26 protein-coding genes are annotated in these 26,728 nt (G+C 74.7%); 11 read left to right on the top strand and 15 right to left on the bottom strand.

What is annotated here, in order from left to right; genetic code table 11:
- Nucleotides 1–2: 2 nt before the first annotated feature.
- From BCF33_RS08565 to BCF33_RS14385, 6 genes are all read right to left on the bottom strand, one after another.
- Entirely contained in the window at nucleotides 3–1,454 is a 1,452-nt protein-coding gene (locus BCF33_RS08565) for a cytochrome ubiquinol oxidase subunit I (protein ID WP_106160537.1), read from the bottom strand.
- Nucleotides 1,455–2,045: 591 nt separating this feature from the next.
- Nucleotides 2,046–3,116 carry an energy transducer TonB family protein gene (locus BCF33_RS08560; protein ID WP_106160536.1) on the bottom strand — a complete coding sequence of 357 codons (1,071 nt, stop codon included), beginning with the start codon at nucleotides 3,114–3,116 and terminating at the stop codon, nucleotides 2,046–2,048.
- Nucleotides 3,117–3,280: 164 nt separating this feature from the next.
- Nucleotides 3,281–3,664, bottom strand: a complete 384-nt coding sequence (locus BCF33_RS08555) for an ExbD/TolR family protein (RefSeq protein WP_106160535.1) — start codon at nucleotides 3,662–3,664, stop codon at nucleotides 3,281–3,283.
- Nucleotides 3,661–3,987, bottom strand: a complete 327-nt coding sequence (locus BCF33_RS08550; protein WP_281260012.1) for a biopolymer transporter ExbD — start codon at nucleotides 3,985–3,987, stop codon at nucleotides 3,661–3,663. The genes BCF33_RS08555 and BCF33_RS08550 overlap by 4 nt, the downstream gene beginning before the upstream one ends.
- Before the next feature lie 25 nt (nucleotides 3,988–4,012).
- A complete protein-coding gene (locus BCF33_RS08545) occupies nucleotides 4,013–4,630 on the bottom strand; it encodes a MotA/TolQ/ExbB proton channel family protein (RefSeq protein WP_245883784.1) in 618 nt (205 codons plus the stop codon).
- On the bottom strand, nucleotides 4,627–5,070 hold the full coding sequence (locus BCF33_RS14385; protein WP_245883783.1) for a hypothetical protein: 444 nt from the start codon (nucleotides 5,068–5,070) through the stop codon (nucleotides 4,627–4,629). Before BCF33_RS14385 ends, BCF33_RS08545 begins: the two co-directional genes overlap by 4 nt.
- Nucleotides 5,071–5,310: 240 nt before the next feature.
- Between BCF33_RS14385 and BCF33_RS08540 the strand changes: the two genes are divergently transcribed.
- From BCF33_RS08540 to BCF33_RS08520, 5 genes are all read left to right on the top strand, one after another.
- Complete coding sequence (locus tag BCF33_RS08540; protein ID WP_158259389.1) at nucleotides 5,311–9,288, top strand: chemotaxis protein CheB; 3,978 nt, start codon at nucleotides 5,311–5,313, stop codon at nucleotides 9,286–9,288.
- Between the two features lie 15 nt (nucleotides 9,289–9,303).
- Nucleotides 9,304–9,693, top strand: coding sequence for a response regulator (locus BCF33_RS08535; protein ID WP_106160532.1), 390 nt, complete (start codon nucleotides 9,304–9,306; stop codon nucleotides 9,691–9,693).
- A gap of 1,270 nt (nucleotides 9,694–10,963) precedes the next feature.
- Nucleotides 10,964–11,914: an MBL fold metallo-hydrolase gene (locus tag BCF33_RS08530; RefSeq protein ID WP_106160531.1), complete on the top strand. Its 951-nt coding sequence runs from the start codon at nucleotides 10,964–10,966 to the stop codon at nucleotides 11,912–11,914.
- A gap of 21 nt (nucleotides 11,915–11,935) precedes the next feature.
- On the top strand, nucleotides 11,936–13,477 hold the full coding sequence (locus BCF33_RS08525; RefSeq protein ID WP_211292372.1) for an FAD-dependent monooxygenase: 1,542 nt from the start codon (nucleotides 11,936–11,938) through the stop codon (nucleotides 13,475–13,477).
- A complete protein-coding gene (locus BCF33_RS08520; protein WP_106160529.1) occupies nucleotides 13,468–13,656 on the top strand; it encodes a DUF2783 domain-containing protein in 189 nt (62 codons plus the stop codon). The genes BCF33_RS08525 and BCF33_RS08520 overlap by 10 nt, the downstream gene beginning before the upstream one ends.
- A 109-nt stretch (nucleotides 13,657–13,765) precedes the next feature.
- Here the strand turns inward: BCF33_RS08520 and BCF33_RS08515 are convergent, their stop codons facing one another.
- The 3 genes from BCF33_RS08515 to BCF33_RS08505 all read right to left on the bottom strand — a co-directional run bounded on the left by BCF33_RS08515 (nucleotide 13,766) and on the right by BCF33_RS08505 (nucleotide 17,398).
- Nucleotides 13,766–14,578, bottom strand: coding sequence for a metallophosphoesterase (locus BCF33_RS08515; protein ID WP_106160528.1), 813 nt, complete (start codon nucleotides 14,576–14,578; stop codon nucleotides 13,766–13,768).
- On the bottom strand, nucleotides 14,575–16,164 hold the full coding sequence (serA, locus tag BCF33_RS08510; RefSeq protein ID WP_106160527.1) for a phosphoglycerate dehydrogenase: 1,590 nt from the start codon (nucleotides 16,162–16,164) through the stop codon (nucleotides 14,575–14,577). Before serA ends, BCF33_RS08515 begins: the two co-directional genes overlap by 4 nt.
- A gap of 76 nt (nucleotides 16,165–16,240) precedes the next feature.
- The gene (locus BCF33_RS08505; protein WP_106160526.1) at nucleotides 16,241–17,398 is read right to left on the bottom strand and encodes a phosphoserine transaminase; all 1,158 of its coding nucleotides are present in this window, start codon (nucleotides 17,396–17,398) and stop codon (nucleotides 16,241–16,243) included.
- Between the two features lie 124 nt (nucleotides 17,399–17,522).
- Here BCF33_RS08505 and serB point away from each other — a divergent pair, with 124 nt between their 5' ends.
- Both serB and BCF33_RS08495 read left to right on the top strand, forming a co-directional pair.
- Entirely contained in the window at nucleotides 17,523–18,392 is an 870-nt protein-coding gene (gene serB, locus BCF33_RS08500; RefSeq protein ID WP_106160525.1) for a phosphoserine phosphatase SerB, read from the top strand.
- 92 nt (nucleotides 18,393–18,484) lie between these two features.
- Nucleotides 18,485–19,240: a TSUP family transporter gene (locus BCF33_RS08495; protein WP_106160524.1), complete on the top strand. Its 756-nt coding sequence runs from the start codon at nucleotides 18,485–18,487 to the stop codon at nucleotides 19,238–19,240.
- Here BCF33_RS08495 and BCF33_RS08490 read toward each other — a convergent pair.
- Nucleotides 19,237–20,223 (bottom strand): asparaginase, encoded by a 987-nt coding sequence (locus BCF33_RS08490; RefSeq protein WP_425432764.1) that lies wholly within the window; start codon nucleotides 20,221–20,223, stop codon nucleotides 19,237–19,239. The two genes, BCF33_RS08495 and BCF33_RS08490, sit on opposite strands and share 4 nt — an antisense overlap.
- Before the next feature lie 145 nt (nucleotides 20,224–20,368).
- Here BCF33_RS08490 and BCF33_RS08485 point away from each other — a divergent pair, with 145 nt between their 5' ends.
- The 3 genes from BCF33_RS08485 (at nucleotide 20,369) to BCF33_RS08475 (ending at nucleotide 22,668) form a co-directional block, all read left to right on the top strand.
- Entirely contained in the window at nucleotides 20,369–20,893 is a 525-nt protein-coding gene (locus BCF33_RS08485; RefSeq protein ID WP_106160523.1) for an invasion associated locus B family protein, read from the top strand.
- Nucleotides 20,894–20,997: 104 nt separating this feature from the next.
- A complete protein-coding gene (gene rlmN / locus BCF33_RS08480) occupies nucleotides 20,998–22,173 on the top strand; it encodes a dual-specificity RNA methyltransferase RlmN (RefSeq protein ID WP_106160522.1) in 1,176 nt (391 codons plus the stop codon).
- Nucleotides 22,174–22,236: 63 nt separating this feature from the next.
- Entirely contained in the window at nucleotides 22,237–22,668 is a 432-nt protein-coding gene (locus tag BCF33_RS08475; protein ID WP_106160521.1) for a hypothetical protein, read from the top strand.
- A 28-nt stretch (nucleotides 22,669–22,696) separates the two neighbouring features.
- On the opposite strand, the gene BCF33_RS08470 is transcribed toward BCF33_RS08475, so the two are convergent.
- From BCF33_RS08470 to BCF33_RS08460, 3 genes are read right to left on the bottom strand one after another with little or no spacing between them, the layout of a single operon-like run.
- Nucleotides 22,697–23,065, bottom strand: coding sequence for a GlsB/YeaQ/YmgE family stress response membrane protein (locus BCF33_RS08470; protein ID WP_245883782.1), 369 nt, complete (start codon nucleotides 23,063–23,065; stop codon nucleotides 22,697–22,699).
- Nucleotides 23,041–23,433 carry an MliC family protein gene (locus BCF33_RS08465; protein WP_211292371.1) on the bottom strand — a complete coding sequence of 131 codons (393 nt, stop codon included), beginning with the start codon at nucleotides 23,431–23,433 and terminating at the stop codon, nucleotides 23,041–23,043. The genes BCF33_RS08470 and BCF33_RS08465 overlap by 25 nt, the downstream gene beginning before the upstream one ends.
- Nucleotides 23,430–24,299, bottom strand: a complete 870-nt coding sequence (locus BCF33_RS08460) for an LOG family protein (protein WP_106160520.1) — start codon at nucleotides 24,297–24,299, stop codon at nucleotides 23,430–23,432. Before BCF33_RS08460 ends, BCF33_RS08465 begins: the two co-directional genes overlap by 4 nt.
- Nucleotides 24,300–24,348: 49 nt before the next feature.
- Between BCF33_RS08460 and dapD the strand changes: the two genes are divergently transcribed.
- Nucleotides 24,349–25,176 (top strand): 2,3,4,5-tetrahydropyridine-2,6-dicarboxylate N-succinyltransferase, encoded by an 828-nt coding sequence (dapD, locus tag BCF33_RS08455; RefSeq protein ID WP_106160519.1) that lies wholly within the window; start codon nucleotides 24,349–24,351, stop codon nucleotides 25,174–25,176.
- Between the two features lie 32 nt (nucleotides 25,177–25,208).
- Here dapD and BCF33_RS08450 read toward each other — a convergent pair whose 3' ends face one another.
- The gene (locus BCF33_RS08450) at nucleotides 25,209–25,682 is read right to left on the bottom strand and encodes a DUF4142 domain-containing protein (protein WP_158259388.1); all 474 of its coding nucleotides are present in this window, start codon (nucleotides 25,680–25,682) and stop codon (nucleotides 25,209–25,211) included.
- Nucleotides 25,683–25,791: 109 nt separating this feature from the next.
- On the bottom strand, nucleotides 25,792–26,718 hold the full coding sequence (locus tag BCF33_RS08445; protein WP_106160517.1) for a calcium/sodium antiporter: 927 nt from the start codon (nucleotides 26,716–26,718) through the stop codon (nucleotides 25,792–25,794).
- Nucleotides 26,719–26,728: the final 10 nt, after the last annotated feature.

Genomic DNA, 26,728 nt, shown 5'->3' with positions numbered 1-26,728 from the left:
CTTCACTCCCCCGGCTGGTGGACGGCTTGCGGTCGGCGCTCGGCCTCCTCGGCGGCCGGCGTGATGCCGGCCGTGCGGATCGGCCCTTCCGGCGCGTCCTTCAGGCGCGGCTCGTCGAAGATCGGCGGTCGCGACATCAGCCGCAGGATGTAGAAGGTCCCCGCCCCGAAGACCGTGAAGTAGATCAGGACGAACGCGACGAGCGACGTGCCCACGGCGGCCGCGTCCAGGGGCGCCGCGCTCTCGCCGGTGCGCAGCATCCCGTAGACCGTGTAGGGCTGGCGGCCGACCTCCGTGGTGATCCAGCCCGCGATCACGGCGAAGAGGCCCGAAGGCGCCATCGCCAGCGCCGCGCGGTGCAGCCAGGGCGCCTCGAAGAGGTGCCCGCGCCAGCGCGCCCACAGCGACCAGAGGCCGACGCCCAGCATCGCGAAGCCCAGCGCCACCATGATGCGGAACGACCAGAACACGATGCCGACGGGCGGCTGCTCGTCGTCGGGGATCGTGTCGAGCCCCGCCAGAGGCGCGTCGAAATCGTGCTTCAGGATCAGCGAGGAGAGGTTGGGGATGCCCACGGCGTAGTCGAGGCGCTGCGCCTCGTCGTTGGGGATCCCGAAGAGGTAGAGCGGCGCGCCGTCCGGGTGGCTCTCGTAGTGGCCCTCCATCGCCATGACCTTCTGCGGCTGGTGCTCCAGCGTGTTGAGGCCGTGCAGGTCGCCCAGGCCGATCTGCACGGGCGCCACGATCGCCGCCATCCACATCGCCATCGAGAACATCGTCCTCGTGGCCTCGGACGCCCGCTCGCCCCGCCGCCGGCGGCGCAGCAGGTGGAAGGCCGCGACGCCGCCCACGATGAAGGCCGTCGTCAGGTAGGCCGCCGTCACCGTGTGCGCGAGGCGGTAGGGGAAGGAGGGGTTGAAGATGATCTCCCAGAAGTTCTCCGGAAGGAACTGGCCGGTGTCGGGATCGACCGAGAAGCCCGCGGGCGTCTGCATCCACGAGTTCACCGAGATGATCCAGAACGCCGAGAAGAAGGTGCCGAAGGCCACGGCGAGCGTCGCGGTCATGTGCAGCGCGGGCCCGACCCGCTCCCGCCCGAAGAGCATGATGCCGAGGAAGCCCGCCTCGAGGAAGAAGGCCGACAGAACCTCGTAGGCCATCGGCGCGCCGATCACCGGCCCCGCCCTGTCCGAGAAGACCGACCAGTTGGTCCCGAACTGGTAGGACATCACGATGCCCGACACGACGCCCATGGCGAAGGCCAGCGCGAAGATCTTCACCCAGTAGCGGAAGAGGTCCAGGTACTTGTGCTCCTTCGTCCAGAGCCACAGCCCGTTCAGCACCGCCAGGTACGACGCGAGGCCGATGGTGAAGGCGGGAAAGAGGAAGTGGAAGGAGACCGTGAAGGCGAACTGGATGCGGGCGAGGAGCACGGCGTCGAAGGAGGCGAGCATGGGGTGGTCTCCGGTCGTTCGGGCCGCGCCGGGCGGTCGGCCCTCGGGGCTCTCCCGGCGCGCGGGCCCCGGCCCGGCCCCCCGGCCCGGCGTCGCCGGGCGGCTGTCGGGATCGCCGGTCCGCTGCCGGGCGGAACCTAATGCGGACATCTCGCGCGGCAATGCCGGGCAGGGGGCGGGATAGGGGCGATGCCGGGCAGGGGGCCGGCCACCCCGGGATCGGCCGTCCCGGGCCTCGCCGGCAGCGCCCGTGCCCTCGCCGGCAGCGCGCCGGGGTCCCGTCCGCTCCGTCCGGCCACTGGGGATGCAGGGGGACGCCGCGCGCTTCGATGCGCGTCGCCCCCCGGCGGCCCGGCCCCGAGAGGGTGGACAGGGCCGGGCCGCGCGGCACCTTCGCCCTGAGAAGATCGGACGGGCCGGTGGGGAACTGGCCGGGGCGATGCCGCTCGCGGCGCAGGGGCGCGCCGTCGACACCCCTCACCATCCGCGATCCGGCCGCGGCCGCCAACTCGCCGTTTCCGCGTATCCCGAAGGCCGGTACCCGCCGGGTATCCGGTCGAAATCGGGGGCCGCGGCCCTCGCGGCCCGGGATCATCTTCTGATGCGGATCGTGAAGGCGGTGCGGGCGCCTTGCGGGGGCGGGGGGCACGCGGCGCCTTCGATCGCCCGCCGGACGGCTCGGGCGAGGTCGCGGTCCCCGCTGACGCCGACCCCGCCGATCCGTCCGCCGGCGGACACCGAGAAGGAGACGTCGACCGTGCCGCTGCCGCCCCTGGCGCGGCGGGCGGCCCGGTCGACGCATCCCTGGACGATGCCGGGATAGCGCGCCGCCGCGGCGTCGCCCGCCGAAGGCGCCGCGGCGCCCCCTCCGGCGGACGCGGCCGTTCCCTCCGCCGATCCGCCCGCCGCGCCCCGCCGGGCGTCGCGCGCGGCGTTCCCAGCGGCTTCGGCGGCGGCTTCGGCGGGGGTTTGGACGGCCTCCGCTGCGCGCCTCGCCGCCACGCGCGCGGCAGCCTCTTCTGCAGCCTCCGCGGCAGCCACCGCTGCGGCCTCCACGGTGGGCGGGCGGACGGGCGGGCGGGGCGAGAGGCGCGGCGTGGTCGCCTCCTCGTCCTCCACCACGGCGGCGGCGGCGGTCGCCGCGACGGCGCGCGCCGCCCCGGGCCCCTCGGGGGAGGGGGCCTCCCCGGGCGCCCCCGAGGGGCGGGGCGCCGCCCCCACGGGCGCCGGCACGGGCCGGGCGGCGACGGGAGGCGTGACGGCGGACATGACGGGGGGCAGGGCGGGGCGCAGGGCGGCGTCCACTTCGGCGCCCCTCCCGGCGCGCGCCCCGGCGCGGGGCGCTTCCGGCAGCACGGCGTTCGCCGCCCTCTCCGCCACGACGCCCGCGGCGGGCTCGGGGGCGGGTGTCGTGGCAGGCACGGGGGCAGCCACGGGGGCAGCCACGGGGGCGGGGGCAGGCGAGGCGGGCGAGGCGGGGGGCGGGGGTGCCGCCGCGCCGACGGCCGGATCGGGCCCGTCCGCTGCCCGCGCGGCCCGCGCCGCCGGGACCGGCTGCAGGCGGCCGGCGGCGAGATCGGCGAAGGACGCGCCGTCCAGCACGATCTCCGCCTCTCCCGCTCCCGCCTTCCTCGGGCGCTCCTCGGGGGGCAGGGGAAGCATCAGCAGCCCCGCATGCACCCCCAGGGAGGCGAGCGCCGCCGCCGCCGCCGCCGCCAGGCGGGCCCCGGGCGCGCTGGGGGCCCAGGGGGACCAGGGGGACCAGCGGGTCCGGGGGGCCCGGGCGGCCGGGGGGGCCGGGGGGGCCGGGGGGGCGGGGCGGGCGCTCACCGCTCCTTCCGCTCGCCCACCACGAGGACGCGCGGCGCGCCCGCCTCGACTAGGGCCGCCGCGAGGGCGACGAGGTCCCGGGCGGAGGCGGACCGGTCGGGCGCGATCCGGGCCGGCGCGCCGCCGAGCCCGGCGACGAAGTCCTCGGGCGCGATGCCCGCGCCGCGGTGCTCCACCCGGCCGTCCGCATGCAGAGCGAGGGCGTCCGGCGGGGGCGCGCGCTCCAGGTCGCCGGCCGACGGCAGCGCCAGCCCAGGCGCTGGCGGCGGCGCGACCTGCCCGGCCACGAGGAAGAAGATCAGCATCAGGAACACGACGTTGATCAGCGCGACCGCCGGCTCGGCCCGCCGCCTCGGGCGTGGGCGGGGGCGTCCCCTCACCGCAGCACCGTCAGCGACAGGTCCGGCACCGTCCGCAGACGCGCCAGAAGGTCCACGAGCGTCTGGCTGTCCACGTCCGGGCCCGTCGACAGCACCGCCCGCGCCCCCCGCAGCGCGCCCGCGGGGTCCTCGGGCAGCGGCGCGCCGTCCAGCGTCGCCCCCCGCGCGGTCAGGCGCAGGAAGGACAACCCCTCCGCCGGGGCCGCCGCCGCCCCCCCGCCCCCCGCGGCGAGGGGGACGGTCCCGAACCGCGTGAACGTCGAGGTCAGCATGAAGAAGAGGAGCAGCAGGAAGATGACGTCGACCAGGGGCGTCAGCGCCACCGTCCGGCGGCTGCGGGCCGGGCGCCTAGGCAACCGCCCGCGCCCGCGGCGCCCGCGCCCGCGCCAGGGCGAGGTCGGCCAGCGCCCGCTCGCCCGCGACGCGCCCCTCCAGCCAGGTCAGCAGCACGGTCGCGGGCATCGCCACCGCAAGGCCGGCGGCCGTGGTCAGCAGCGCCACCCAGATCCCCCCCGCGAGCGCGGAGGGATCGACGTCGGCGCCCGCCGCCTGCAGCGCCCGGAAGGCGTCGATCATCCCCAGCACCGTCCCGAAGAGCCCGAGCAGCGGCGCGACCTGCGCGATCGCGTCGAGCAGCCGGAACCCCCCCTCCAGCCGCCCGGTCGAGGCCTCGGCCTCGGCCTCCAGGCGCGCGGGATCGCCCTCCGGGCCCATCGCCGCCGCGACGACGGGCGCGAGGTGGCTCCGGCTTTCGGCGGCGAGGGCGCGCGCCCGCTCGCCCTCGCCCCGGTCCCAGGCGGCCAGCGCCTCGCGCAGCCGCCCGTGCCGCCCCACCCGCGCCGCGCCGAACTGCCAGAGCTTGTAGAGCGCCAGCGCCAGCACCACGCAGGACAGCGCCAGCAGGAGCAGCACCACCGGCCCCCCGAGCGCGTAGACCGCGCCCAGCCGGTCCAGCGCCCCGCTCACCCCTCGAGCCCGACATCGCCCCGCGAGGCGACGGCGAGGGCGTCCAGGCAGGCATCCGGCCCCAGCCCGTCCCCCTCGCACCGCTCGATCCCGTTGAGGAGGAATCCGCCGATCGCGTCGCATCCCAGCCCGGCCAGGTCGAACTGCCGCACGCGGGGCCGCCCCGCCGGAAGCGACCCGAAGTCGAGCAGCGTCAGGAGGGCGACCCCCCCCTCGGCGCCGAACGCGACCCCCTCGAAGACCAGCGCGTCGATGTCCGCGCCCGTCCCGTTGCGCGCCACGAAGGTCGCCCGGCACCCGTCCCCGACATCCGCCAGCCCGTCCAGCGTGACCCCCAGCGAACGCCCCGGCGGCCCCTCCTGCGCCGGCAGGGCCGCCGGAAGGACGGCGAGCGCGGCAGCCAGCGGAACGGCGAGAGGAAAGGGGGGGGAAGGTCGCATGACGGCTCCGGGCCGGCATGGGCGCCGGCGGTTGCGAGTTCGAGGGGCGGAATGGGTGGCTCTCGCGACGGCGATGGCGGCCTCCGTGCTCCCGACCGTGGTTCCGACGCCCGGGCGCGGAAGTCAATTCGGGCGGCGGCCGCTCGCCCGCGAAGGTCTACCGGCCGCTCCGAAGATGCTCTATCCCGAAGGCGCACGGGCCCGGGGACGCCGCGGCCCGAGATGTCGGAGAGACCGCCCATGAGCGAGGAGCGCGCCGAGGACCCGACCGCCGGGCCCGGCTCCGCCGGTGGAGGCGCCGACGCCGACGCGGTCGTCGCCGTGGGCGCCTCCGCCGGCGGCCTGGAGGCGCTGACCGAGATGCTGTCGCGGGTCGATCCGGCGACCGGCCTCGCCTTCGTCGTCGTCCAGCACCTCGCGCCCGACCGCGACTCGGCGCTGTGCGCGCTCCTGCAGAGCCATTGCCGGGCCCCCGTGGCGCCCATCCGCTCGGGCGAGGCGGTCCGCCCCGGCCGGATCCACGTGGTCCCGCCCGGCCGCCTGCTGCGGTTCGACGGCCCGCGGATGCGCCTCCTCGAGCAGCGCGAGGACGCGTACCGCTACCGTCCCATCGACTTCTGCTTCGAGGGCCTGGCGCGCGCGCATGGCCGGTCGGCCTGCTGCGTCGTCCTCTCGGGGACGGGCTCGGACGGCGCCGCGGGCCTTCGGGCGGTGAAGGCCGCCGGCGGGATCGCGCTCGCGCAGGAGGGGGGGTCCGCGCGCTACCCGGCGATGCCCGAGGCGGCGGCGGCGACGGGGATGGTGGACCTCGTCCTGCCCGCCTCGCGGATCGTCGCCAGCCTCGAGGAGATCGTCGATCACCGGGCGGGCCTGGGCGGCGACCGGCGCGGCGCGCGCCTTCGCAAGCGGATCGCCGGGCGCCTGCCGCGCGTCGCCGCGCGCCTGCACGAGGTCACGGGCCACGACTTCGCGGACTACAAGCCCGGCACGCTCGTGCGGCGGATCGAGCGGCGGATGGCGCTGACGCGGACCGGCGACCCCGACGCCTTCGTCCGCAGGCTCGAGGAGGACGCGGACGAGGCGGCGCGCCTCGCGCAGGACTTCCTGATCGGCGTGACCCGGTTCCTGCGCGACCCCGAGGCGTTCGAGGCGCTCCGGCGCGAGGTGATCGGGCCCGTCCTCGACCGCGGCGGCGCCGGCGTGCGGGTCTGGGTGCCCGGATGCTCGACCGGCGAAGAGGCGTACACGCTCGCGATCCTCTTCGCCGAGGCGATGGAGGAGCGGGGGCACGGCGGGACGCTGCAGGTCTTCGGCACCGACATCGACGCCCCCGCGCTCGCGGCGGCGCGCGCCGGGATCTTCACGCCCGCCTCCGCCGCCCCCTTGGGCGAAGGGCGCGTCGCCCGCTTCTTCCAGCCCAGGGGCGGCCAGCTCCAGGCCCGGGCGGAGCTGCGCGAGCGCTGCGTCTTCGCGCCGCACAACATGCTGCAGGACCCGCCCTTCTCGCGGCTGGACCTCGTCTCGTGCCGCAACCTGATGATCTACCTCTCCGGCACGCTCCAGCGCCGGGCGCTGCCGCGGTTCCACTTCGCCCTCCGGCCGTCGGGCTTCCTCTTCCTCGGCCCCTCCGAGGGCGTCGCCGCCGGCGAGCGGCTCTTCGAGACGGTCAGCAAGCCCTACCGCATCTTCCGGCGCAACGACGCGGCCCCGCCCGGCTACTCCTCCCTCGGCGCCCGGCCGCCGCGCGCCCGCGGCCCGCGGGCCGGGGACGCGCCGGCCGCCCTCCGGCCCCCTTCGCCGCCGCCCGCCCCGCCGCTCCCGCCCGAGGCGGGCGAGGCGGCCGCCGAGCAGGCGTTCCTCCGGCACCACGCGGCGCCCTTCGCGGCGGTCACCGCCTCGGGCGAGGTGCGCTACCTCTCGCAGCGGATGACGGCGTTCGCCCGGCCCTCCAGCGGCACGCCCTCCACCCGGATCGACGACCTCCTCGCGCCCGAGCTGCGCATCCCGGTCCGCACCGCCCTCGCGGCGGCGAGGCGCTCGGGCGCGCCCGAGCGGATCGAGGGCATCCTCGCGCGCGTGCCCGGCGAGGCGCCGCGCCTCTTCGACCTGTCGGTCTCGGCCATGGACCAGGGGGGCGAGGGGGCCGAGGGGGGCGAGGGGCAGTACCTCCTCGCGCTGTCAGAGGTGCGCGCCATCGACCCGTCGGGGATAAAAGGCGTGCTCGAGCGGCGCGCCGCCGCCGACCAGGACCTCGCGGAGGCCGAGAACGCCCGCCTGCGCCGCCAGCTCGCCGCGGTCCTCGGCGAGTTCGAGACCTCCGACCAGGAGCTCAAGAGCACCAACGAGGAGCTCATGAGCATGAACGAGGAGCTCCAGTCCTCCAACGAGGAGATCGAGACCTCGCGCGAGGAGCTGCAGTCGATCAACGAGGAGCTCGAGACCGTCAACGCCGAGCTCAGCGAGAACAACCGCCAGGTCGTCCGCGCGAACTCCGACCTCAAGAACCTCTTCGAGAGCACGGACCTTCCGGTCCTCTTCCTCGACCGCGACTTCTGCGTGCGGAACTTCACCCCGCCGACGGCGGCCCTCTACGGGATCAGGGCGCGCGACATAGGCCGGCCGATCTTCGACCTCTCCTCGCGGGTCGACTACCCCTCGCTGCGCGAGGACGCCGAGCGGGTGGACGCCTCCCTACAGCCCGTCGAGCGCGAGGTCCGCATCCCCCCCACGGACGAGACGTTCATCCTGCGGATGCGGCCCTATCGGACCACGGACGACCGGATCGACGGCTACGTCCTCTCCTTCGTCGACATCACCGCCCGCCAGCGCAGCGAGCGGGCGCTCGAGCGCAACCGCGAGGAGCTGGCCCGCCGCTACGCCGAGCTCGAGACGCTCTACGACACGACGCCCGTCGGCCTCGCGCTGATCGGGTCGGACATGCGATACGTCCGCATCAACGAAACCCTCGCCGCGATCGACGGCGTCCCGGTCGCCGACTACGTGGGCCGCACCATCCAGCAGGTGATGCCCCACCTCGCCGCCGAGGTCGTCCCCCTCTACGAGGAGGTGTTCCGCACCGGCCGGCCCCGCCTCGGCGTGCCGGTCGACACCACCCTGCACGAGACGGGGGGCGAGATGCGCCACTTCCTCGCCGACTTCTACCCCATCGAGCTCGACGGCGAGGTCTACGCCGCCGGCGTCTGCGTGCGCGAGGTGACCGAGCAGCGGCGCCTCGTGGCCGACCTCCAGGCCAGCGAGGCGCGGATGAGGCGCCTCTTCGACGCCTCGCCCATGCTCATCGTCGTGACGGAGGGGCCGGACCATGTCTGCCGCTACGCCAACCCCGCCCATGTCCGGCTGACCGGGCGCGAGGTCGTCGGCCAGAGCCTTCCCGAGGCGCTGCCCGACGCGGGCTGCACGGGCTTCTACGACCGCTTCGACGCCGCCTACGCCACCGGCGAGGTTCAGGTCTCGCCCGAGTACGAGGCGCCCCCGCGCCCCGGCGAGGCCGAGGGCCGCTGGTTCCGCCACGAGGCGCACCCGGTGCTGGACGGCGCGGGCGGCGTGCGCGGCGTGGCGAGCTACGCCTTCGACATCACCACCCTCGTGCGCGCCCGCCACGCCGCCGAGCGCAGCGAGGCGGAGAAGACCGTCCTCATGGCCGAGCTGCAGCACCGGGTGAAGAACACCCTCGCCACCGTGCGCGCGATCTCGCGGCTGCTGCTCGAGGGCGCGGGCGACGCCAGGACCTTCCACGCGCGGCTCGGCGCGCGGCTCGGCACGCTTTCCCGGACGCACGACCTGCTCACGCGCTCGCAATGGGGCGAGACGACGCTGCGGGACGTGATCGCCGCCGAGGCCGCCCCCTACGAGGAGGCGCCGGGCGCGCGGATCCGGGTGCGGGGCGACGCGGTGCCGCTCGACCCCAGGCGGACCCTCGCCTTCGGCATGGCCTTCCACGAGCTGATGACCAACGCCGCCAAGCACGGCGCCCTGTCCGTCGACGGCGGATGGATCGAGGTCGCCGCGACCGCGGGCCGTGACGGGCGCCCCTCCCGCATAACCTGGAAGGAGCGGGGCGGCCCACCCGTGGAGGCGCCCGGCGACCGGCGGGGCTTCGGGTCCACCGTGCTCGAGAAGGTCCTCGGCGCCGACGCCGACGCGCAGATCCGCTTGGAGTTCGAGCGCGACGGCCTATGGTTCGAGGCGGTCTTCTGAGGGGCGGCGCGATCGGTGGCGGGAAAGACGGACAGGACGGACACCAGGACGGGCACGATCCTCGTGGTCGAGGACGAGACGCTGATCGCCATGGACATCGAGGCGACGCTGCGCGAGGGCGGCTACGACGACGTCCACGTCGCCACCTCCGCAGGCCGGGCCGGGGCCTATCTCGACGCGGCGACGCCGTCGGCCGCGCTGCTCGACGTGAACCTCGGCCGCGACGAGACCAGCGTCGAGCTGGCGCGCCTTCTGGACGCGCGCGGCTGCCCCATCCTCTTCATGACGGGCTACACGGCCTCCGCGGTCGCGCTGCCCGGCGCGCTGAGCGAGGCGCCGCGCCTCTCCAAGCCCTTCGAGGAGGGCGAGCTTCTCGACGCCCTCGCCGCGCTCCTGCGCCCCTGACGCCGCCCGCCCGCGCCGCCCCCGTCCGGCCGCCCCCGTCCGGCCGCTCCCGTCCCGGACGCGGCCCGCCTTCGCTCCGCAGCCATCCACCCGCTCTGCCCTCTCACGCCGCCGCGCCCCCCGCTGCTCAGTCGCGATTCCCGCCGCTCGCCCGATGGCATCCGCCGCGCCGCCTCCGCGCCCGGCCCGACCTTGCCCCCAGCCGTCCATCGCCCCCTCCACGCCCACCGCCCGCCGCTCCACCACGCCCTTCCGCCTGCCCCTCCGGCGCCGTCGCGGCCCCGCTCCGCCGCCCGCCCCGGGGCATCCGCCGCGCCGCCCGCGCGCGCGGCCGGCCCTCCGTCCGCACGCGGCCGCCGCTCCCGCGATGCCGCTCCCGCGCGGCCGCCGCCATCGCCGCCTTCGGGTCGCCTGCCGCCGCCGCTCGCCCCTTCGGCGCATCGCCCGCCGTCGATCCACCGCCCGCACCCCGGCCCCTCCGCCCCGGCGCCCCCGTTCCGGCATCCTCGTTCCGGCATCCTCGTTCCGCCGACCGGCCCGACCTCGCTGAGGTCCCCCTCGGCGTCGCCGCCTGCCGCCCGCTTCCCCACCCCCTCTCCGGTCGGCAGCGGACGGCACCGGCGGGACCGCGTCCCCGCGCCCGGCCGCCACCGCGCCCGTCCGCCGGCGTCGCCCTCGACCCGCCGCGCACGGCCCCGGCCGGTTCCCTCGCCGTCGGCCTTCCCCCCGCGGCCGCCTCGCGGGCGGACGGGCGGGTGCGCGGACGGGCGGGGGCGGCCGCCGGGGGCTGGCGGCCCGCCTCGGCGGCGGGAGGGGCGGCGCCGGGCCGGAACCCGCCCGGGCCCCGATCGGCGGGGTTCCGGGCCCCGAGCGGCCGGGTCCCCGGCCACGGTCCGCGGCCGCCGGCCGGGCCCCGGTTCCGGCCAGGGCTCGGACCGTGCCCTGGGCCCGGCGGCCGGGCCACGGACCGGGGCCACATCTCGCGGCCACGGTTCGGGGCGAATCGGGGCGTTGCGGGGTCCGCGCCCCGGCGGCCGGGCGCACCTCGCCCGTCCGCCCGCGCCGCGGTCGTTCGAAACCGTCCGATCCGGAGCCCTCGCCGCCGAGGAATCCTTCGTTGGCAACGTGCTAGGGCGGCGAGGGCCCCGAGGTGGCGTGCTTGCGCGAATCCATGGGTCCACCATGCCGCGCCCGGGTTAACGCCTGGTTCGCTTGACGCGCGTTGCGTCCTTCCCATCATGCGAGGGCACGGGTTGAGAGGGGTCCTTCATTGGCCAAAGCGTTCGCATCGGCTGGCGACACCGCCGAGAAGGCTGTTTCCTTTACCGAAATCGGCGAGGGGCTCTACGCCTTCACCGCCGAGGGCGACCCCAACTCGGGCGTGATCGTCGGTGACGATTCCGTAATGGTCGTCGAGGCGCAGGCGACCCCCCGCCTCGCGCGCAAGGTGATCGAATGCGTCCGCTCCGTGACCGACAAGCCGATCACCCATCTCGCCCTCACGCACTACCACGCGGTGCGCGTCCTCGGGGCAAGTGCTTATGGCGCGAGGGAAATCCTGATGTCCGACGCGGCCCGCGGCATGGTCGCGGAGCGCGGGGAAGAGGACTGGAAGTCCGAGTTCGAGCGTTTCCCACGCCTTTTCAAGGGCTTCGAGGAAATCCCCGGCCTCACTTGGCCGACCGCCACGTTCACGGGCCGGATGTCGGTCTTCCTCGGCGGGCGCCGCGTCGAGCTCCTCCAGCTCGGCCGGGCGCACACCGCCGGGGACATCGTGATTCACGTTCCCGATCAGAACGTTGCCTTCACCGGGGACATCGTCGAGGACCGCTCCGCCTGCTATTGCGGCGACGGCTATTTCGCCGATTGGCCTCGCACCCTCGAGGCGATCCGCGCCCTCGCCCCGGACGCGATCGCCCCGGGGCGCGGCGGCGCCCTCACGGGGTCGCGGGCCGTAGGGCAAGCCATTGATTCTACATCGGACTTCATCGCATCCACCTATCGGCCCGTGGCCCGCGTCGCCCATGCCGGCGGCACCCTTCGCGACGCGATGGAAGCCTGCCGCGCCGAATGCGACCCGAAGTTCGGGGACTTCGCCATCTACGAACACTGCCTGCCCTTCAACGTTGCCCGCGCCTTCGACGAGGCCCGCGGCATCCACCATCCCCGCATCTGGACGGCCGAGCGGGACGCCCAGATGTGGGGGGCGCTCCAGGGATGAGAAGGACGGGGGATCAGGGGGTTGGCTGACGGCCAGCCCTTCCCGGCCCGCCGCCCGCCCGGCCTCGACGCGCCCGAGCCGCGCCACCCCGTCGCCATCGTCGGCGCGGGGCCGGTCGGCCTCCTCGCTGCGCTGGAGCTGGCCCGGTTCGGCTGCCCCTCGGTCCTGCTCGACGACAACGACCGCGTATGCGAGGGCTCGCGCGCGATCTGCTGGTCCAAGCGCTCGCTCGAGATCATGGACCGGGTCGGCCTCGGGGAAGGGATGGCCCGGATGGGCGTCACCTGGAAGGTCGGGCGCACGTTCCACGGCGATTCCAAGGTGTTCGAGTTCGACCTCCTCCCCGAGGACGGCCACAAGATGCCCGCCTTCGTGAACCTCCCCCAGCACGAGGTCGAGCGGATGCTCGTGGAGCGCGCCGAGGCCGAGCCCCTCGTCGACCTGCGCTTCCGCAACCGCGTGGCGGCTGTCCGGCAGGACGCCAGCGGCGCGACCCTCGCGGTCGAGACCGATTTCGGCCCCTACGAGCTTTCGGCCGGATGGCTACTGGCCTGCGACGGCGCCCGCTCGCCCATCCGGCGGGCGATGGGCCTCGACTTCGACGGCGAACTATTCGAGGAGCGGTTCCTCATCGCCGACATCGCCATGGACCACGACATGCCCGACGAGCGGCACTTCTGGTTCGAGCCGACCTTCCACCCCGGCCAGTCGGCCCTGATGCACAAGCAGCCGGGCGGCATCTACCGGATCGACCTGCAGCTCGGCTGGGACGCGGACCCCGACGCCGAGCGGACGCCCGAGATCGTGATCCCCCGCATCGAGAAGGTGGTCGGACACCGTGACTTCCGCCTCGAATGGACGAGCGTCTACACCTTCCACTGCCGCCGCCTCGCGCGGTTCCGGCACGGGCGCGTCCTCTTCGTGGGGGATAGCGCGCACGTCGTCTCGCCCTTCGGCGCACGCGGCGGGAACGGCGGGCTGCAGGACGTGGACGCCCTGGGCTGGCGGCTGGCGGCCGTCGTGGCGGGCGAGGCGGGGAACGAGGCGCTGGACCACTGGGATGCCGAGCGGCAGCACGCGGCGGACGAGAACATCGCCAACTCCTCCCGCGCGACGCGCTTCATGACCCCGCGCGAGGGCGCCGAGCGGGTCTATCGCGACCAGGTGCTGCGGCTCGCGGCGCGGGCGCCCTTCGCGCGGCCCATGGTGAACTCGGGTCGCCTGTCCGCGCCTTGCGCCTATCCCGCCAAGGGGGCGGAGGCGGCGCTGCCGGAGGTCTCCGCGCCGGGGCGGGTCGCGCCGGACGCGCCGCTGCCGGACGGCTGGCTCTCCGAGCGGCTGCGGGGCTGGACCCTGCTCGGGATCGGGGCGCGGCCGCCACGGGCGGAGGGCATGGCGCGGGTGACGGCCCCAGCGGAGGGTCCGCTGGCGGAGCGCTATCTCGGCGCCGCGGCCCGCGCGGTGATCCTCGTGCGGCCCGACGGGGTCGTCGCCGCGCGCTGGGACCGGGCCCCCTCCGCCGCGGAGGCCGAGGCGGAGCGGGACGCGCTGCTGTGCCGCTGATCCGCGAGCCCAACATCGCCGATCCCGACGGGTTCTACGCCGCGCTCCTCAGGGCGCACGAGGGGCTGACGGGGGAGGAGAGCCGCGCGCTCGACGCGCGCCTCGTCCTGATCCTCGCCAACCACGTCGGCGAGCGCGAGGCGCTGGAGGAGGCGCTGGCGCTGGCCCGCGAGACCTGAGCCGGGGATCGCCCGGACGGGGCGTCGGACCCCTCGCGGACGAGGGGGGCGCTTCGCCCTCCGGACCGCCAGGGGGCGATCGCCGCCGCCGACGAGGAGGGATGGCGCGTCAGCGCCAGTTCGGGGCGCCTTCGGGCGGACGGAGGGGCGTGCGCCCCCCCTCGTCCATGGTGAAGGCGTCCGTGCCCTCGAAGGCGACGGGAACGAGCGGACGGCCGAAGGCGGCGCCGGCGTCGATGGCCACGCGGTTGCCGTAGTGGACGGGGAAGCGCTCCGGCGTGTGGCCGTGGACGACGAGGCGGCCCATCGGCGCGTCGTGGTCGAGGAAGGGGTGGCGGATCCAGACGAGGTCCTCCTCGTCCTGCTCGGAGAGGGGAACGCCCGGGCGGATCCCCGCATGGACGAAGAGGAGGTCGCCTGCCTCGTGGAGCAGCGGCAGGCCCTCGAGCCGGTCGAGATGGCTCTCCGGCACCAGCCGCCGGGCGTCGGCGAGGATCCCGGCAACCTTCCGTTCGTCCGCGACGTCCACGCCATAGGAGGCGAGCGTCGCGGCCCCGCCCATGCTCGGCGACAGCCAGGACGGGCCGGCGGCCCGAAGCGCCCCCACCGTCCCGTCCGCGCCGACGAGCGCGCGCCATCGCGGCACCTCCGGGTGGTCCTCCTCGTGGAGGCTGCCATGGCGCAGGGCCCGCAGGAGGAACCGGTCGTGATTGCCGAGGAGGACCGTCCAGTCCCGCCCCTCCGCCTGGCCCCGCATCAGCCGCTCGATCACCGCGCGCCCGTCGGGGCCGCGGTCCACGAGGTCGCCGACGAGGACGGTGCGCCCGCCCGCGCCCCCGTCGGCCTCGACCAGCGTGAGCGCGCGGTCGAGCTTCCCCAGATGCCCGTGGACGTCGCCTATCGCATGGACCTGCCCGGTCACATGCCGAACCTCAGGGCCTTCACCTGCCCGAACATCCCCGTCTCGCGCAGCTTCTCCTGCACGGCCGGGTCCACCGCCTCGTCGACCGAGAGCAGCGCGATGGCCTGCTCGCCCCTGTCCGTGCGCCCGAGGGTGAAGTTCGCGATGTTCACCCCGTTTCCGCCGAGGATGGACCCCAGCGCGCCGATGATCCCCGGCACGTCGACATTGGTGGTGTAGAGCATGTGCTCGCCGATCTCGGCGTCGACGTTGATGCCCTTGATCTGGATGAAGCGGGGCTTGCCGTCGCTGAACACCGTGCCCGCGACCGAACGGGTCCGCCCGGCCGTCCTCACCGTCAGCTTGACGTAGCTCTCGAAGGCGCCGGTCTGCGCCTGGGTGGTGGTGGAGACGTCGATCCCCCGCTCGCGCGCGATCACGGGGGCCGAGACCATGTTCACGTCGGGATTCGCCGCGCGCATCACGCCGGCCAGCGCGGCGGAGTTCAGGGCCGCGGTGTTCATCCCCGCCACCTCGCCGTCGTAGAGGACGTTGATCTCCTCGATCGCCTCCCCGGTCATCTGGCCGGCGAAGGTCCCGAGATGCCCCGCGAGGTCGAGCCAGGGCCCCATGACCTTGGCCTCCTCGGCGGTGACCGACGGCATGTTGAGCGCGTTCGCGACCGCCCCCGTGAGGAGGTAGTCGGACATCTGCTCGGCCACCTGGAGGGCGACGTTCTCCTGCGCCTCGGTGGTGGCTGCGCCCAGGTGCGGGGTGACGACGACGTTCGGCAGCCCGAAGAGGGGCGAGGCGGTCGCCGGCTCCTCGGCGAAGACGTCGAAGGCGGCGCCGGCGACGCGGCCGTCCTTCAGCGCCTCGGCCAGCGCCTCCTCGTCGACGAGGCCGCCGCGCGCGCAATTCACGACCCGCGCGCCGGGCTTCAGCCTGGCGATCGCCTCGCGCGAGAGGACGTTGCGGGTCTGGTCGGTCAGCGGGACGTGGAGGGTGACGACGTCCGCCTCGGCCAGAAGCTCGTCCAGCTCGACCTTGCGGACGCGCAGCTCGCCCGCCCGCTCCTCCGAGAGGAAGGGGTCGAAGGCGACGACCTTCATGCCGAGGCCCACGGCCTTCTGGCAGACGATGCCGCCGATGTTGCCCGCGCCGATCACGCCGAGGGTCTTGCCGGTCAGCTCGACGCCCATGAAGCGCGACTTCTCCCACTTGCCGGCATGGGTCGAGGCCGAGGCCTCGGGGATCTGGCGGGCGACCGCGAACATCATGGCGATCGCGTGCTCGGCCGTGGTGATCGAGTTGCCGAAGGGCGTGTTCATCACGATCACCCCCTTCTTCGAGGCGGCGGGGATGTCGACGTTGTCCACCCCGATCCCCGCGCGGCCGACGACCTTCAGGTTCCGGGCGGCGTCCAGGACCTTCCCGGTCACCTTCGTGGCCGAGCGGATGGCGAGGCCGTCGTATTCGTCGATGACGGACAGCAGCTTGTCCTTGTCCTTGCCGATGGAGGGGTCGAACGTGACATCGATCCCCCTATCGCGGAAGATCTGGACGGCGGTCTCGGAGAGCTTGTCGGAGACGAGCACCTTGGGCATTTCGTTCACCTCGGGTCGTCGGGCCGAAGCCCGACCTGCGATATAGGGTAGGGCGGGCCTCGGCCCGCCGATGGGTTTAGGCGGCGCCGGCGAGGGCCGCGCGCTCGGCGCGATAGGCCCATTCGATCCAGGGCATCAGCGCGGCGACGTCGGCGGTGTCGACCGTGGCGCCGCACCAGATCCGCAGTCCCGGCGGGGCGTCGCGGTAGCTCGCCACGTCGAGGGCCACGCCTTCCGCCTCCAGTCGCTTCGCGACGGCCTTGGCGAAGGCCGCGTCCTCGGCGACGGCCGGATCGGTGAACCGCAGGCAGACGCTGGTGTTCGACCGGGTCGCCGGGTCCACCGCCAGATTCGCCAGGAAATCCGAGGCGTCCACGAAGTCCCAGACGGCGCGCGCGTTCGCGTCCGCCCGCGCCTTCAGCGCCGGCAGCCCGCCGACCGACCGGGCCCAGTCGAGGGCGACGAGGTAGTCCTCGACGCAGAGCATGGAGGGGGTGTTGATCGTCGCGCCCTCGAAGATGCCCTCGATCAGGGTGCCGCCCTTGGTCAGGCGGAAGATCTTCGGCAGCGGCCAGGGCGGGGTGTGGCCCTCCAGCCGCTCCACCGCGCGGGGCGACAGGATCAGCACGCCGTGCGCCGCCTCGCCGCCCAGGACCTTCTGCCAGGAGAAGGTGACCACGTCGAGCTTGTCCCAGGGCAGGTCCTGCGCGAACGCGGCGGAGGTCGCGTCGCAGAGGGTCAGGCCGGCGCGGTCCGCCGGGATCGCGTCGCCCGAGGGGACCTTCACCCCCGAGGTCGTGCCGTTCCAGGTGAAGAGGACGTCCGTGTCCCAGTCCACCGCCCCGAGGTCGGGCAGGGCGCCGTACTCCGCCTCCGCCACCACCGGGTCCAGCTTCAGCTGCTTGACGGCGTCCGTGACCCAGCCCTTGCCGAAGCTCTCCCAGGCGAGGGCGGTGACGGGGCGGGCGCCGAGCAGCGTCCACATCGCCATCTCGTAGGCGCCCGTGTCCGAGGCCGGCACGATGCCGATGCGGTAATCCCCGGGCACGCCGAGCACCTCGCGCGTGCCGTCGATGGCGACCGCGAGGCGCGCCTTGCCCGCCGCGGACCGGTGCGAGCGGCCCAGAGGGGCGTCCGAGAGCTTGTCGGGGGTCCAATGGGGCGGCTTCTTGCACGGCCCGCTGGAGAAACGGGGATCGGCCGGGCGCGCGCCCGGCTTGGAAAGGTCTGTCATCTCATCCTCGCAGATGTGCGCCCCTCGTTGGGGAGGGGTGTCCCGCCGCCGGCGGTAAGGGAGGCGGGCCCCCCGCGCAAGCGCGACTTGCGGACCGGGCCGCGCCGCGCGACACCCCGCGCCCATGTTCGCCGTCTCCCTCGTCGCCGCGCCGGGCGCGCTGGACCGCTCGCACGTGGAGGCGGTGCGGGACGCCTTCGGGGGCGGGGACGCCGCCTGGCTGTCGGGCGGCGAGGCGGCCGAGTTCGCGATTCCGGCCCGGCCGCCCCAGTTCGCACACGTGGCGGGCGAGATGCGGATGCTGGGCGTGGACGTGAACCTCCTGCCCGCGAAGGGGCGGCGCAAGCGGCTGCTGCTGGCGGACATGGACAGCACCATGATCGGGCAGGAGTGCATCGACGAGCTCGCCGACCTCGCCGGCGCGGGCGGCGAGGTGGCGGCCGTCACCGCCGCCGCCATGCGGGGCGAGCTGGACTTCGAGGCCGCGCTGGAGGCCAGGCTGGCCCTTCTCGAAGGGCTGGAGGAGGGGGCGGTGGACCGCGTGATCGCCGAGCGCCTGACCCTGACGCCGGGCGGCGCGGCGCTGGTGGCGACGATGCGGGCGCAGGGCGCGCGCTGCGTCCTCGTCTCGGGCGGGTTCACGGCGTTCACGGGATGGGTCGCGGGCCGCCTGGGCTTCGACGCGCACCGGGCCAACGTCCTCGAGGTCGCGGGGGGCAGGCTGCTGGGGCGGGCGCGGCGGCCCTATCTGGGGCGCGAGGCCAAGGTCGCCGCCCTGGAGGAGGAATGCGCCGCCCTCGGGATCGGGCCGGAGGCGGCGCTGGCGGTGGGCGACGGGGCGAACGACCTCGGCATGATCGGACGCGCGGGCCTCGGCGTCGCGCTCCACGCCAAGCCCGTGGTGGCCGAGCGGGCGGACGCCCGGGTGGACCACGGCGACCTCTCGGCGCTGCTCTACCTCCAGGGCTACCGGCGGGAGGAGTTCGCCGCCTGAGCGGCGCGAGGCCGGCCGTCCGCGGGCGGGCGCGGAGGCGTGCGGGTCACGCTTGGCTTTCGCTCGCCGCGGCGCACGGGCAGGGGAGGGCCATGCTCGAGATCGCCCCCGAGATCGCCCTCCTCCTCGTCCTCGCGGCGGGGCTCGCGGGGTTCGTCGACGCCATCGCCGGGGGCGGGGGGCTGGTGACGCTGCCGGCGCTGCTCCTGGCGGGGGCGCCGCCCGCGGTGGCCATCGGCACCAACAAGGTGCAGGCCATCTGGGGGGCGGGGGCCGCGGCCCTGTCCTATGCCCGGGGCGGGCAGGTCGACCTTCGCGCGCAGGCCCCGCTGGCGGGGATCGCGTTCGGCGCGTCCGTCGCGGGGGCGCTCTTGGTGCTGGTGGTGCCGGTGGACGCCTTGCGCGTCGTCCTGCCCTTCGTGCTGATCGGCGTCGCCCTCTTCTTCGCGCTGCGCCGCGGCGTCGGGGACGCGGACCGGGCGCGGCGCCTCTCGCCCGCGCTCTTCGCCGTGCTGCCGGTGCCGCTCGTGGCGGCCTATGACGGGCTGCTCGGGCCGGGGGCGGGGGCGTTCTACATGATCGCCTTCGTGACCCTCGCCGGGATGGGGATGCTGCGGGCCACGGCCCATACCAAGCTGCTGAACTTCGCCTCCAACGCCGGGGGGCTAGCCGTGTTCGCGCTGTCGGGCGCGCTCTGGTGGAAGGTGGGCCTTCTCATGGCGGCGGCGCAGGTGGGGGGCGCGCTCGCAGGCTCGCATCTCGCGATGCGGGTGGGCGCGCGGCTGATCCGCCCCCTGGTGGTGGGGACCTCGCTGGCGCTCGCGCTCTCGCTGCTCCTGCGGGGCTAGAGCGCGGGCGCGATCCGCCCGGTCTCGATGCCGCGCCAGTTCCGCTGCACCGGATCGCGGAACGCCCGCGCGCCCGGATGCGCGGGGTCGAGCGCGCCGAGCCGGACAAGGATCTCCGCCACGGCCGATTCGGCCGCCCGCGTCGCCCCGTCCGCCGCCTTCACCGCGACGCCGAGGCCGCGCCCCGGCAGGATGGCGAGGAACACGCCCTCCGCCCCCGTCTTCAGCGCGACGGGCTCGGAGGTCGCGCGCATGAGGACGGTGCAGGCCCGCCCCTCGCCCGCGACGAGGTCGGGGTGGCGCATCATCGCCTCCCTCGCGGCGATCATGGCCCGGCCGCGCGCGTCCCCCTCCCGGGCGGTGGCGAAGCGCATGGCGCCCCGGGCGAGCCCCTCCAGCGTGCAGACGAAGTTGGGCGCCGAGCATCCGTCGATGCCGTAGCCGGGGCTCTCCTCGCCCGTCACCTCCTCGAAGGCGGCGCGCACGGCGCGCTGGAGGGGGTGGCCGGGATCGACGTAGTCCGGCCCCGCGCCGAGGTGCTTCGTCATGGCGAGGAAGCCCGCATGCTTGCCCGAGCAGTTGTTGTGCACCTGCCGCGGCCCCTCGCCCGAGCGGATCAGGGCGTCGCGCGCCGCGCGGTCCTTCGGCTCGTGCGCGCCGCAGCGGAAGTCGTCGTCCGACAGGCCGAGGTCTCGCATCCAGGCGCCGACCCGCCCGGTGTGGATCGCGGCGCCGTCGTGCGAGGCGCAGGCGAGGGCGAGCCGCTCGGGCCCCGGGTCGAGCCCGGCCTCGAGCATCGGCAGCGCCTGGAACATCTTGCACGAGGATCGCGGGAAGATCGCCGCGGACGGGTCGCCCCAGGCCTCCCGCACCCCGTCGGGCCCCACCACGACCGCATGGCCCAGATGGACGGATTCGACCCGCCCGCCCCGTTCCGCACGGCAGATCGGCACCGCTCCGTGGTCGTAAAGCATCGTCGGCATCCCCTCGCCCATGACGAAAAAGCGCCCCTGCCGGGGTTCAAACTCGGCCCGGGTCGTCGTATCGCGCCATATCGGGGTCGGACCGCCCCCGCCAGCCGGGCGAAGCGGGCCGGGGACATCGAACCGACCGGAGGCTTTGGGACGCATGACGGGCACTCTCGCGCGCGCCGCACTCGCCGCCACGCTGGCCCTGGGGGGGGCCGCCGCGGCACAGGAATCCACCAACCGGGTCGCCGCGCAGACGGACTGGTCCGTCTTCGTCGAGAGCGATCCGACCGAATGCTGGGGCGTCTCCGCCCCGAAGGAGCAGGCGAACACCCGCGACGGCCAGCCGGTCACCGTGCGCCGCGGCGACGCGCTCTTGTTCATCGCCTACCGCCCCGGCTCGGACGTCGAGGGCGAGGTCTCGTTCACCGGCGGCTACCCGTTCGCCGACGGCTCGACCGTCTCGATGAACATCGGCGGCGACAGCTACGAGCTCTTCACCGAGGGCGAGTGGGCGTGGCCCGCCGACGCCGAGGAGGACGCCGAGATCATCGCCTCCATGCGGCGCGGCGCCGAGGCTGTCCTCGTGGGGGAATCGGGCCGGGGCACGCGGACCGAGGACACCTTCTCCCTCCTCGGCTTCACCGCCGCGCTGGAGGAGGCCGGGTCCCGCTGCGGCGGCTGACCCTGCCGGACGTCCTGCGGGGGGGGGGCGGCCTCGCCGGGGCCGCCCCCTGTCATCTCGGGCCCCGTGCCCCTATCTGGCGCCCATCCCGAGGAGCCGAACCCATGCCCGCGCCCATCACGCCCGACGCCCTGACCGTTCCGCGCAAGCTGCCCGAAGGCGGGCGGGCGAACCTCGTCGGCCTGACGCGGGCGCAGCTGCGGGACGCTTTGGCCGATGCCGGCACCCCCGAGAAGCAGGCCCGGATGCGGACGGGACAGATCTGGCAATGGGTCTATCAGCGCGGCGTGCGCGACTTCGCCCTCATGACCAACCTCGCCAAGCCCTACCGCGCGATGCTGGCCGAACGGTTCGAGATCGCCCTGCCGGAGGTCGTCTCGCGCCAAGTCTCCGCTGACGGCACGCGCAAGTACCTCGTCCGCCTCGCCGGGGGCCACGAGGTCGAGACGGTCTACATCCCCGAGGAGGGGCGCGGCACGCTCTGCGTCAGCAGCCAGGTCGGCTGCACGCTGACCTGCTCGTTCTGCCACACGGGCACGCAGAAGCTGGTGCGGAACCTCACGGCGGGCGAGATCGTCGGCCAAGTCATGCTGGCGCGCGACGACCTGGGCGAGTGGGGCGAGGTCGGGGTCGGCTCGGACGCGCGGCCGCGGCTCCTGTCCAACATCGTCCTGATGGGCATGGGCGAGCCGCTCTACAACTTCGAGAACGTACGAGACGCGATGCAGGTCGTTATGGACGGCGAGGGGATCGCGCTGGGGCGCCGGCGGATCACCCTCTCCACCTCCGGCGTCGTGCCCGAGATCGCGCGCACCGCAACCGAGATCGGCTGCCAGCTCGCCGTCTCGTTCCACGCCACGACGGACGCGGTGCGCGACTTCCTCGTGCCGATCAACCGGCGCTGGAACATCGACGCGCTCCTCGCCGCCCTGCGCGAGTATCCCAAGGCGTCCAACTCCGAGCGGATCACCTTCGAGTACGTGATGCTGAAGGACGTGAACGATTCGGACGAGGACGCGCGCCGCTTGGTGGGGCTGCTGGACGGCATCCCGGCCAAGGTGAACCTGATCCCGTTCAACCCCTGGCCCGGCGCGCCCTACGAGCGGTCGTCGAACAACCGCATCCGGGCCTTCGCGACGATCCTCATGCAGGCCGGCTACGCCTCGCCCATTCGCACGCCGCGGGGCGAGGACATCCTCGCGGCCTGTGGGCAGCTGAAGTCCGCGACGGAACGCGCGCGCAAGTCGCGCGCAGAGGTCGCGGCCGAGGCGGGGCTCTGATCCGCGGAACTTTCCCAGGTTGCCTTAATCGCGCGTTAACCGATGCCGGTGCAGGGTCGGCACATGGATAGCCGCCTCCCCCTCGCGCCCCGCGCCCTTGTGCCGCCACCGCCCATCCCCGCCGCCAAGACGGAGGGACGCGCGCCGCCCGCCCCGCCCCTGTTCCGCTCGCGCCGCCCGGAGGCGATCCTCTCGGGGCCGGCCGCGATCGACGCGCTGGAAGCCGGCGCGGCCTCCTTCGCCTTGGGCATGATGGACCTCCTGACGGGCGATCTGGACCGGGCGGAGGGTTGGACCGACCTGGCCGTCCGCCTCGCGCGGCGCGGCTACGCCGTCCGCACCGAAGGCACCCGTACGGTCCTCGTCCGGGCGTCGGACGGGAACGACCTCTGCGGCACCGCCGATCTCGGCCATTCCCACGTCGCCCTGGCCGAGCGGTTCGGCACCGCCCATCCCGGCTGGCGCCGACCGGCCCGCCCCGCCAGGGCGGCCTGAAGGGGACGCGGTCCGGCCGGCGGACCCGTCAGCGGACGGGCCGGCCCCGGATCAGCGAGAGGAGCGCGAGGAGCGCGCAGGCCCCGATCACCGACACCACGAGCGCGGAGAAGAAGCCCGTCGCGGCGTCGCCGTCGACGAAGAAGCCGACGAGGAACGCACCGAGATAGGCGCCCACGACCCCGACGATCAGGTTCGTCAGCAGGCCGTGGTCCCGCTTCATGACCTTCTCCGCGATCCAGCCGGCCAGGAGGCCGACGATGAGGAATGTGAACCAGCCGACGCCCATGGCGCTCTCCTTCTTGCGGGCGCCGTGATCGGCCCCTTCGGGGCCATAACGCCGCAGCGCGGCGAGGGGTCCCTCGGGCGCGCTCAGCCCGGCGGCAGGCCGGCGCATTCGGTTCCGCCGCCCCCGTCGGTCAGGTCCGTCAGCCGTGCATCACCGCGCGCGCTCCACCATTCCCAGCGCCCGGACACGTAGCGCGCGCCCGAGGCGGAGACGACGTTCACGAAGAGGCGCTCGCGGCCCCCGACCTCGACGAGCGCGAAGGCATCGCCGCCGGCGTTGACGTAGCGCACATGGGTCGTCTCGCCCTCGCAGTCGTAGCGCGCCGCGATGACCTCGTCGCCCTCGCCGAGCGGCACCGACAGCGTCAGCGCCGCCTGGCCCGGGGCGGCGGCCGGCGCGAGAGAGGTCGCGACGGCCAGCCCCGCCGCGAGGCGCATCCCCGCGTGCCGGACGCAGGGGTGGTGGCGGGGGCTCACTCCTCCTCCCTCAGCGGCGGCGGCCGTCCGGGGATCTCCTCCCTCGGGGGGGCGGGCTCCCAGGCGTCGATCGTGGCCATCGCCTCCTCGGCGGTCTCCACGTAGGCGAAGAGGCGCAGGTCGTCGGGCGAGATGGTGCCCGCGTCGGCCAGCGCCTCGAAGTTCACGACCCGCTCCCAGAACCCGCGCCCGAAGAGGAGGACGGGCACCCGCTCCATCCGTCCGGTCTGGATGAGGGTCAGCGTCTCGAAGAGCTCGTCGAGCGTGCCGAAGCCGCCGGGAAAGACCGCGACGGCCCGCGCGCGGATCAGGAACTGCATCTTGCGCGTGGCGAAGTAGTGGAAGTTGAAGCAGAGCTCTGGTGTCACGAACTCGTTCGGGGCCTGCTCGTGCGGCAGCACGATGCCCAAGCCCACGGACCGGCCCCCCGCCTCCATGGCGCCGCGGTTGCCGGCCTCCATCACGCCGGGCCCGCCCCCCGTGACGGGCACGAACTCGCCCGGGCGTCCCTTCCCGGCCAGCATCCCCGCGAAGCGGCGCGCCTCCTCGTAGAAGCGGGCGAGGCCGCGCAGGGTCTCGGTCCGGGCCTCGTGGGCGCGCTCGGGCGGCGGTACCCGCGCGCCCCCGAAGAGGACGACGGTCGATTCGATCCCTTCGGCGTCCATCACCATCTTCGGCTTGGTCATCTCCAGCTGCAGGCGCACGCCGCGCAGCTCCTCGCGGCAGAGGAAGTCCTCGTCCGCGAAGGCCAGGCGGTAGGCGGGCGCGCGGGTCTGGGGCGTGTCGGGCACGCCCCTGGCCTTCCTCATGTCCTCGCGCGCGCGGCGCAGCGGGTGCCGCGGCTGGTCTCGGCTCTCGTCTTTCATGTCTCGCTTCCCTAAGGGGTCCGGGCCGTTCCACCATGCGAGGCCGCCCATGTCCAACGACCAGCTCGAGACCGCCATCGAGGCCGCATGGGAGGATCGCGCCTCGATCACCCCCACAACGGGCGGCGCGGTGCGCGACGCGGTCGAGGCGACGCTGGACGCGCTCGACTCCGGCGCCCTCAGGGTGGCCGAGAAACGCGCGGGCGGCGACTGGCACGTGAACCAGTGGGCGAAGAAGGCGGTCCTCCTCTCCTTCCGCCTGCGCGACATGGAGATGCAGCCCGGCAGCCCTCAGGGCGGGGGCTGGTGGGACAAGGTCGATTCCAAATGGAAGGACTGGGGCGAGAACCGCTGGCGCGACGCCGGCTTCCGCGCCGTGCCCAACGCTGTGGTCCGCAGGTCGGCCTATGTCGCGCCCGGCGTCGTCCTGATGCCCTCCTTCGTGAACCTCGGCGCCCATGTGGGCGAGGGCACGATGGTCGATACCTGGGCGACCGTGGGCTCGTGCGCGCAGATCGGCCGCAACGTGCACCTGTCGGGCGGCGTCGGCATCGGCGGGGTGCTCGAGCCCATGCAGGCCGGCCCCACGATCATCGAGGACAACTGCTTCATCGGCGCCCGCTCCGAGGTGGTCGAGGGCTGCATCGTGCGCGAGGGCTCGGTCCTCGGCATGGGCGTCTTCATCGGGCAGAGCACCAAGATCGTCGATCGCGAGACGGGCGAGGTGACCTATGGCGAGGTGCCCGCCGGATCGGTGGTCGTGGCGGGGTCCATGCCGTCGAGGAACGACGTGAACCTCTACTGCGCGGTGATCGTGAAGAAGGTCGACGCCCGCACCCGCGCCAAGACCTCGATCAACGAGCTCCTGAGGGACTGAGGGCCCCCGGCGCGGGCGCGGGCCTCGCGCCGTCAGATCGTCGCCTCGAATCCTCTGAGCATGGCGAGATGGGTCTCGATCGAGGCCACCGCGACGATGGCGCCGCCGCGCGCGGTCGGGTCCTCGCCCGTGCCCGCGTAGTTCCGCGCGATGGGAAGGGCCGCCTCGTGGGCCGCGATCTCCTCCTCGACGAACAGCCTGTCGGGGTCGGGCGCCGTGCGGAACGCCTCCAGCCGGGCCGCCTGCCCCTCGGTGAGGGGCGCGGGCTCGCTGGCGCCGAAGGCCTGCATGATCGCGTCGATCTCCGCGATCTCCAGCTGCGCGAACGTGGTGAGCGAGGGATCGGTCACCCGCTCGAGCGCGAGCTGGCTCATCTGCTTGGAGAGGGTGCCGACCTGGAGCATCGGCAGCTTCTCCGGCGCGACGCCCTGCGCGAGGGCCGCGCCGAAGGCGAGGGGCGAGACGGCGACGAGGCCGCTGCCTAGGAGGATGGTCCTACGATCCATGGGGTGCTCCTTCACGATGCGTGCCGGCCCCAACGCCCCGCCGGCGAGGTGGTTCGGCCGCGGCCCGCGCCGCGGCGCGGCCATGGGCGCCCCTCCGCCGACGGGTCCCTCAGGCCGCGGCGCCCCGCAGCATCAGCCAGGCGACGTAGCCGGCATAGGCCAGCAGCAGCGCGGCGCCCGCGCCCCGGCCCACCGGCCGCAGCGCGAAGAGGACGAGCAGGGCCGTCGCCCCCAGCATCACGAGAAGGTCGGGTCCGATCCCGGCGGGCGCGGGGATCGGCCTGACCAGCGCCGTGGCCCCGAGGATGCCGAGCACGTTGTAGACGTTCGAGCCGACGACGTTGCCCAGCGCCAGCGCGCCCTGCCCCCGGCGGGCCGCGGCGACGGAGGCCACCAGCTCGGGCAGGGACGTGCCGACCGCCACCACCGTCAGCCCGATCGCGGCCTCGGAGATGCCCCAGCCCGTCGCCAGCTCGGTCGCCCCGGCGACGAGGAAGCGCGCCCCGAGCATCGTCACCGCGATGCCGCCCGCCGTCAGGGCCAGGGCGGGGACGGCGCCCATGGCCGCAGGCGCGTCCCCGGACGCGCCCCCGGGCGCGGCGCCCCTCTCCTGGCGCCAGGCCAGCAGCAGCCACAGCGCGAGGCCCGCCAGCAGCGCCAGCCCCACAGGCCGGCCCAGCGCGTCCGCCCGGATCACGGCCGCCGCCGCCCCCGCCGACAGCGCCAGCGCCCAGAGGTCGCGGCGCGGCGCGGCCGCCGCGAGGGGGGCGATCACCGCAGCCACCCCGAGGATCAGGAGGACGTTCGCCACGTTCGATCCCACGACGTTGCCCACCGCCACGCCCGGCGCGCCCGCGAACGCGGCCTGGAGCGAGGTGACCAGCTCGGGCGTGGAGGTGCCGAAGCCCACCACCGTCAGCCCGATCATGAGCGGCGAGACCCCCAGCCGCGCGGCGAGCGCGACCGCCCCCCTGACGAGCGCCTCGCCCCCACCGAGGAGGAGCACGAGGCCGAGCGCGACCGTCAGATAGACCATGGGGGACGTC

Source organism: Hasllibacter halocynthiae (assembly GCF_003003095.1).
GTDB classification, from domain to species: domain Bacteria; phylum Pseudomonadota; class Alphaproteobacteria; order Rhodobacterales; family Rhodobacteraceae; genus Hasllibacter; species Hasllibacter halocynthiae.
The sequence above is the reverse complement of the archived record's forward strand: the minus strand, read 5'-3'. Positions and strand labels throughout refer to the sequence as shown.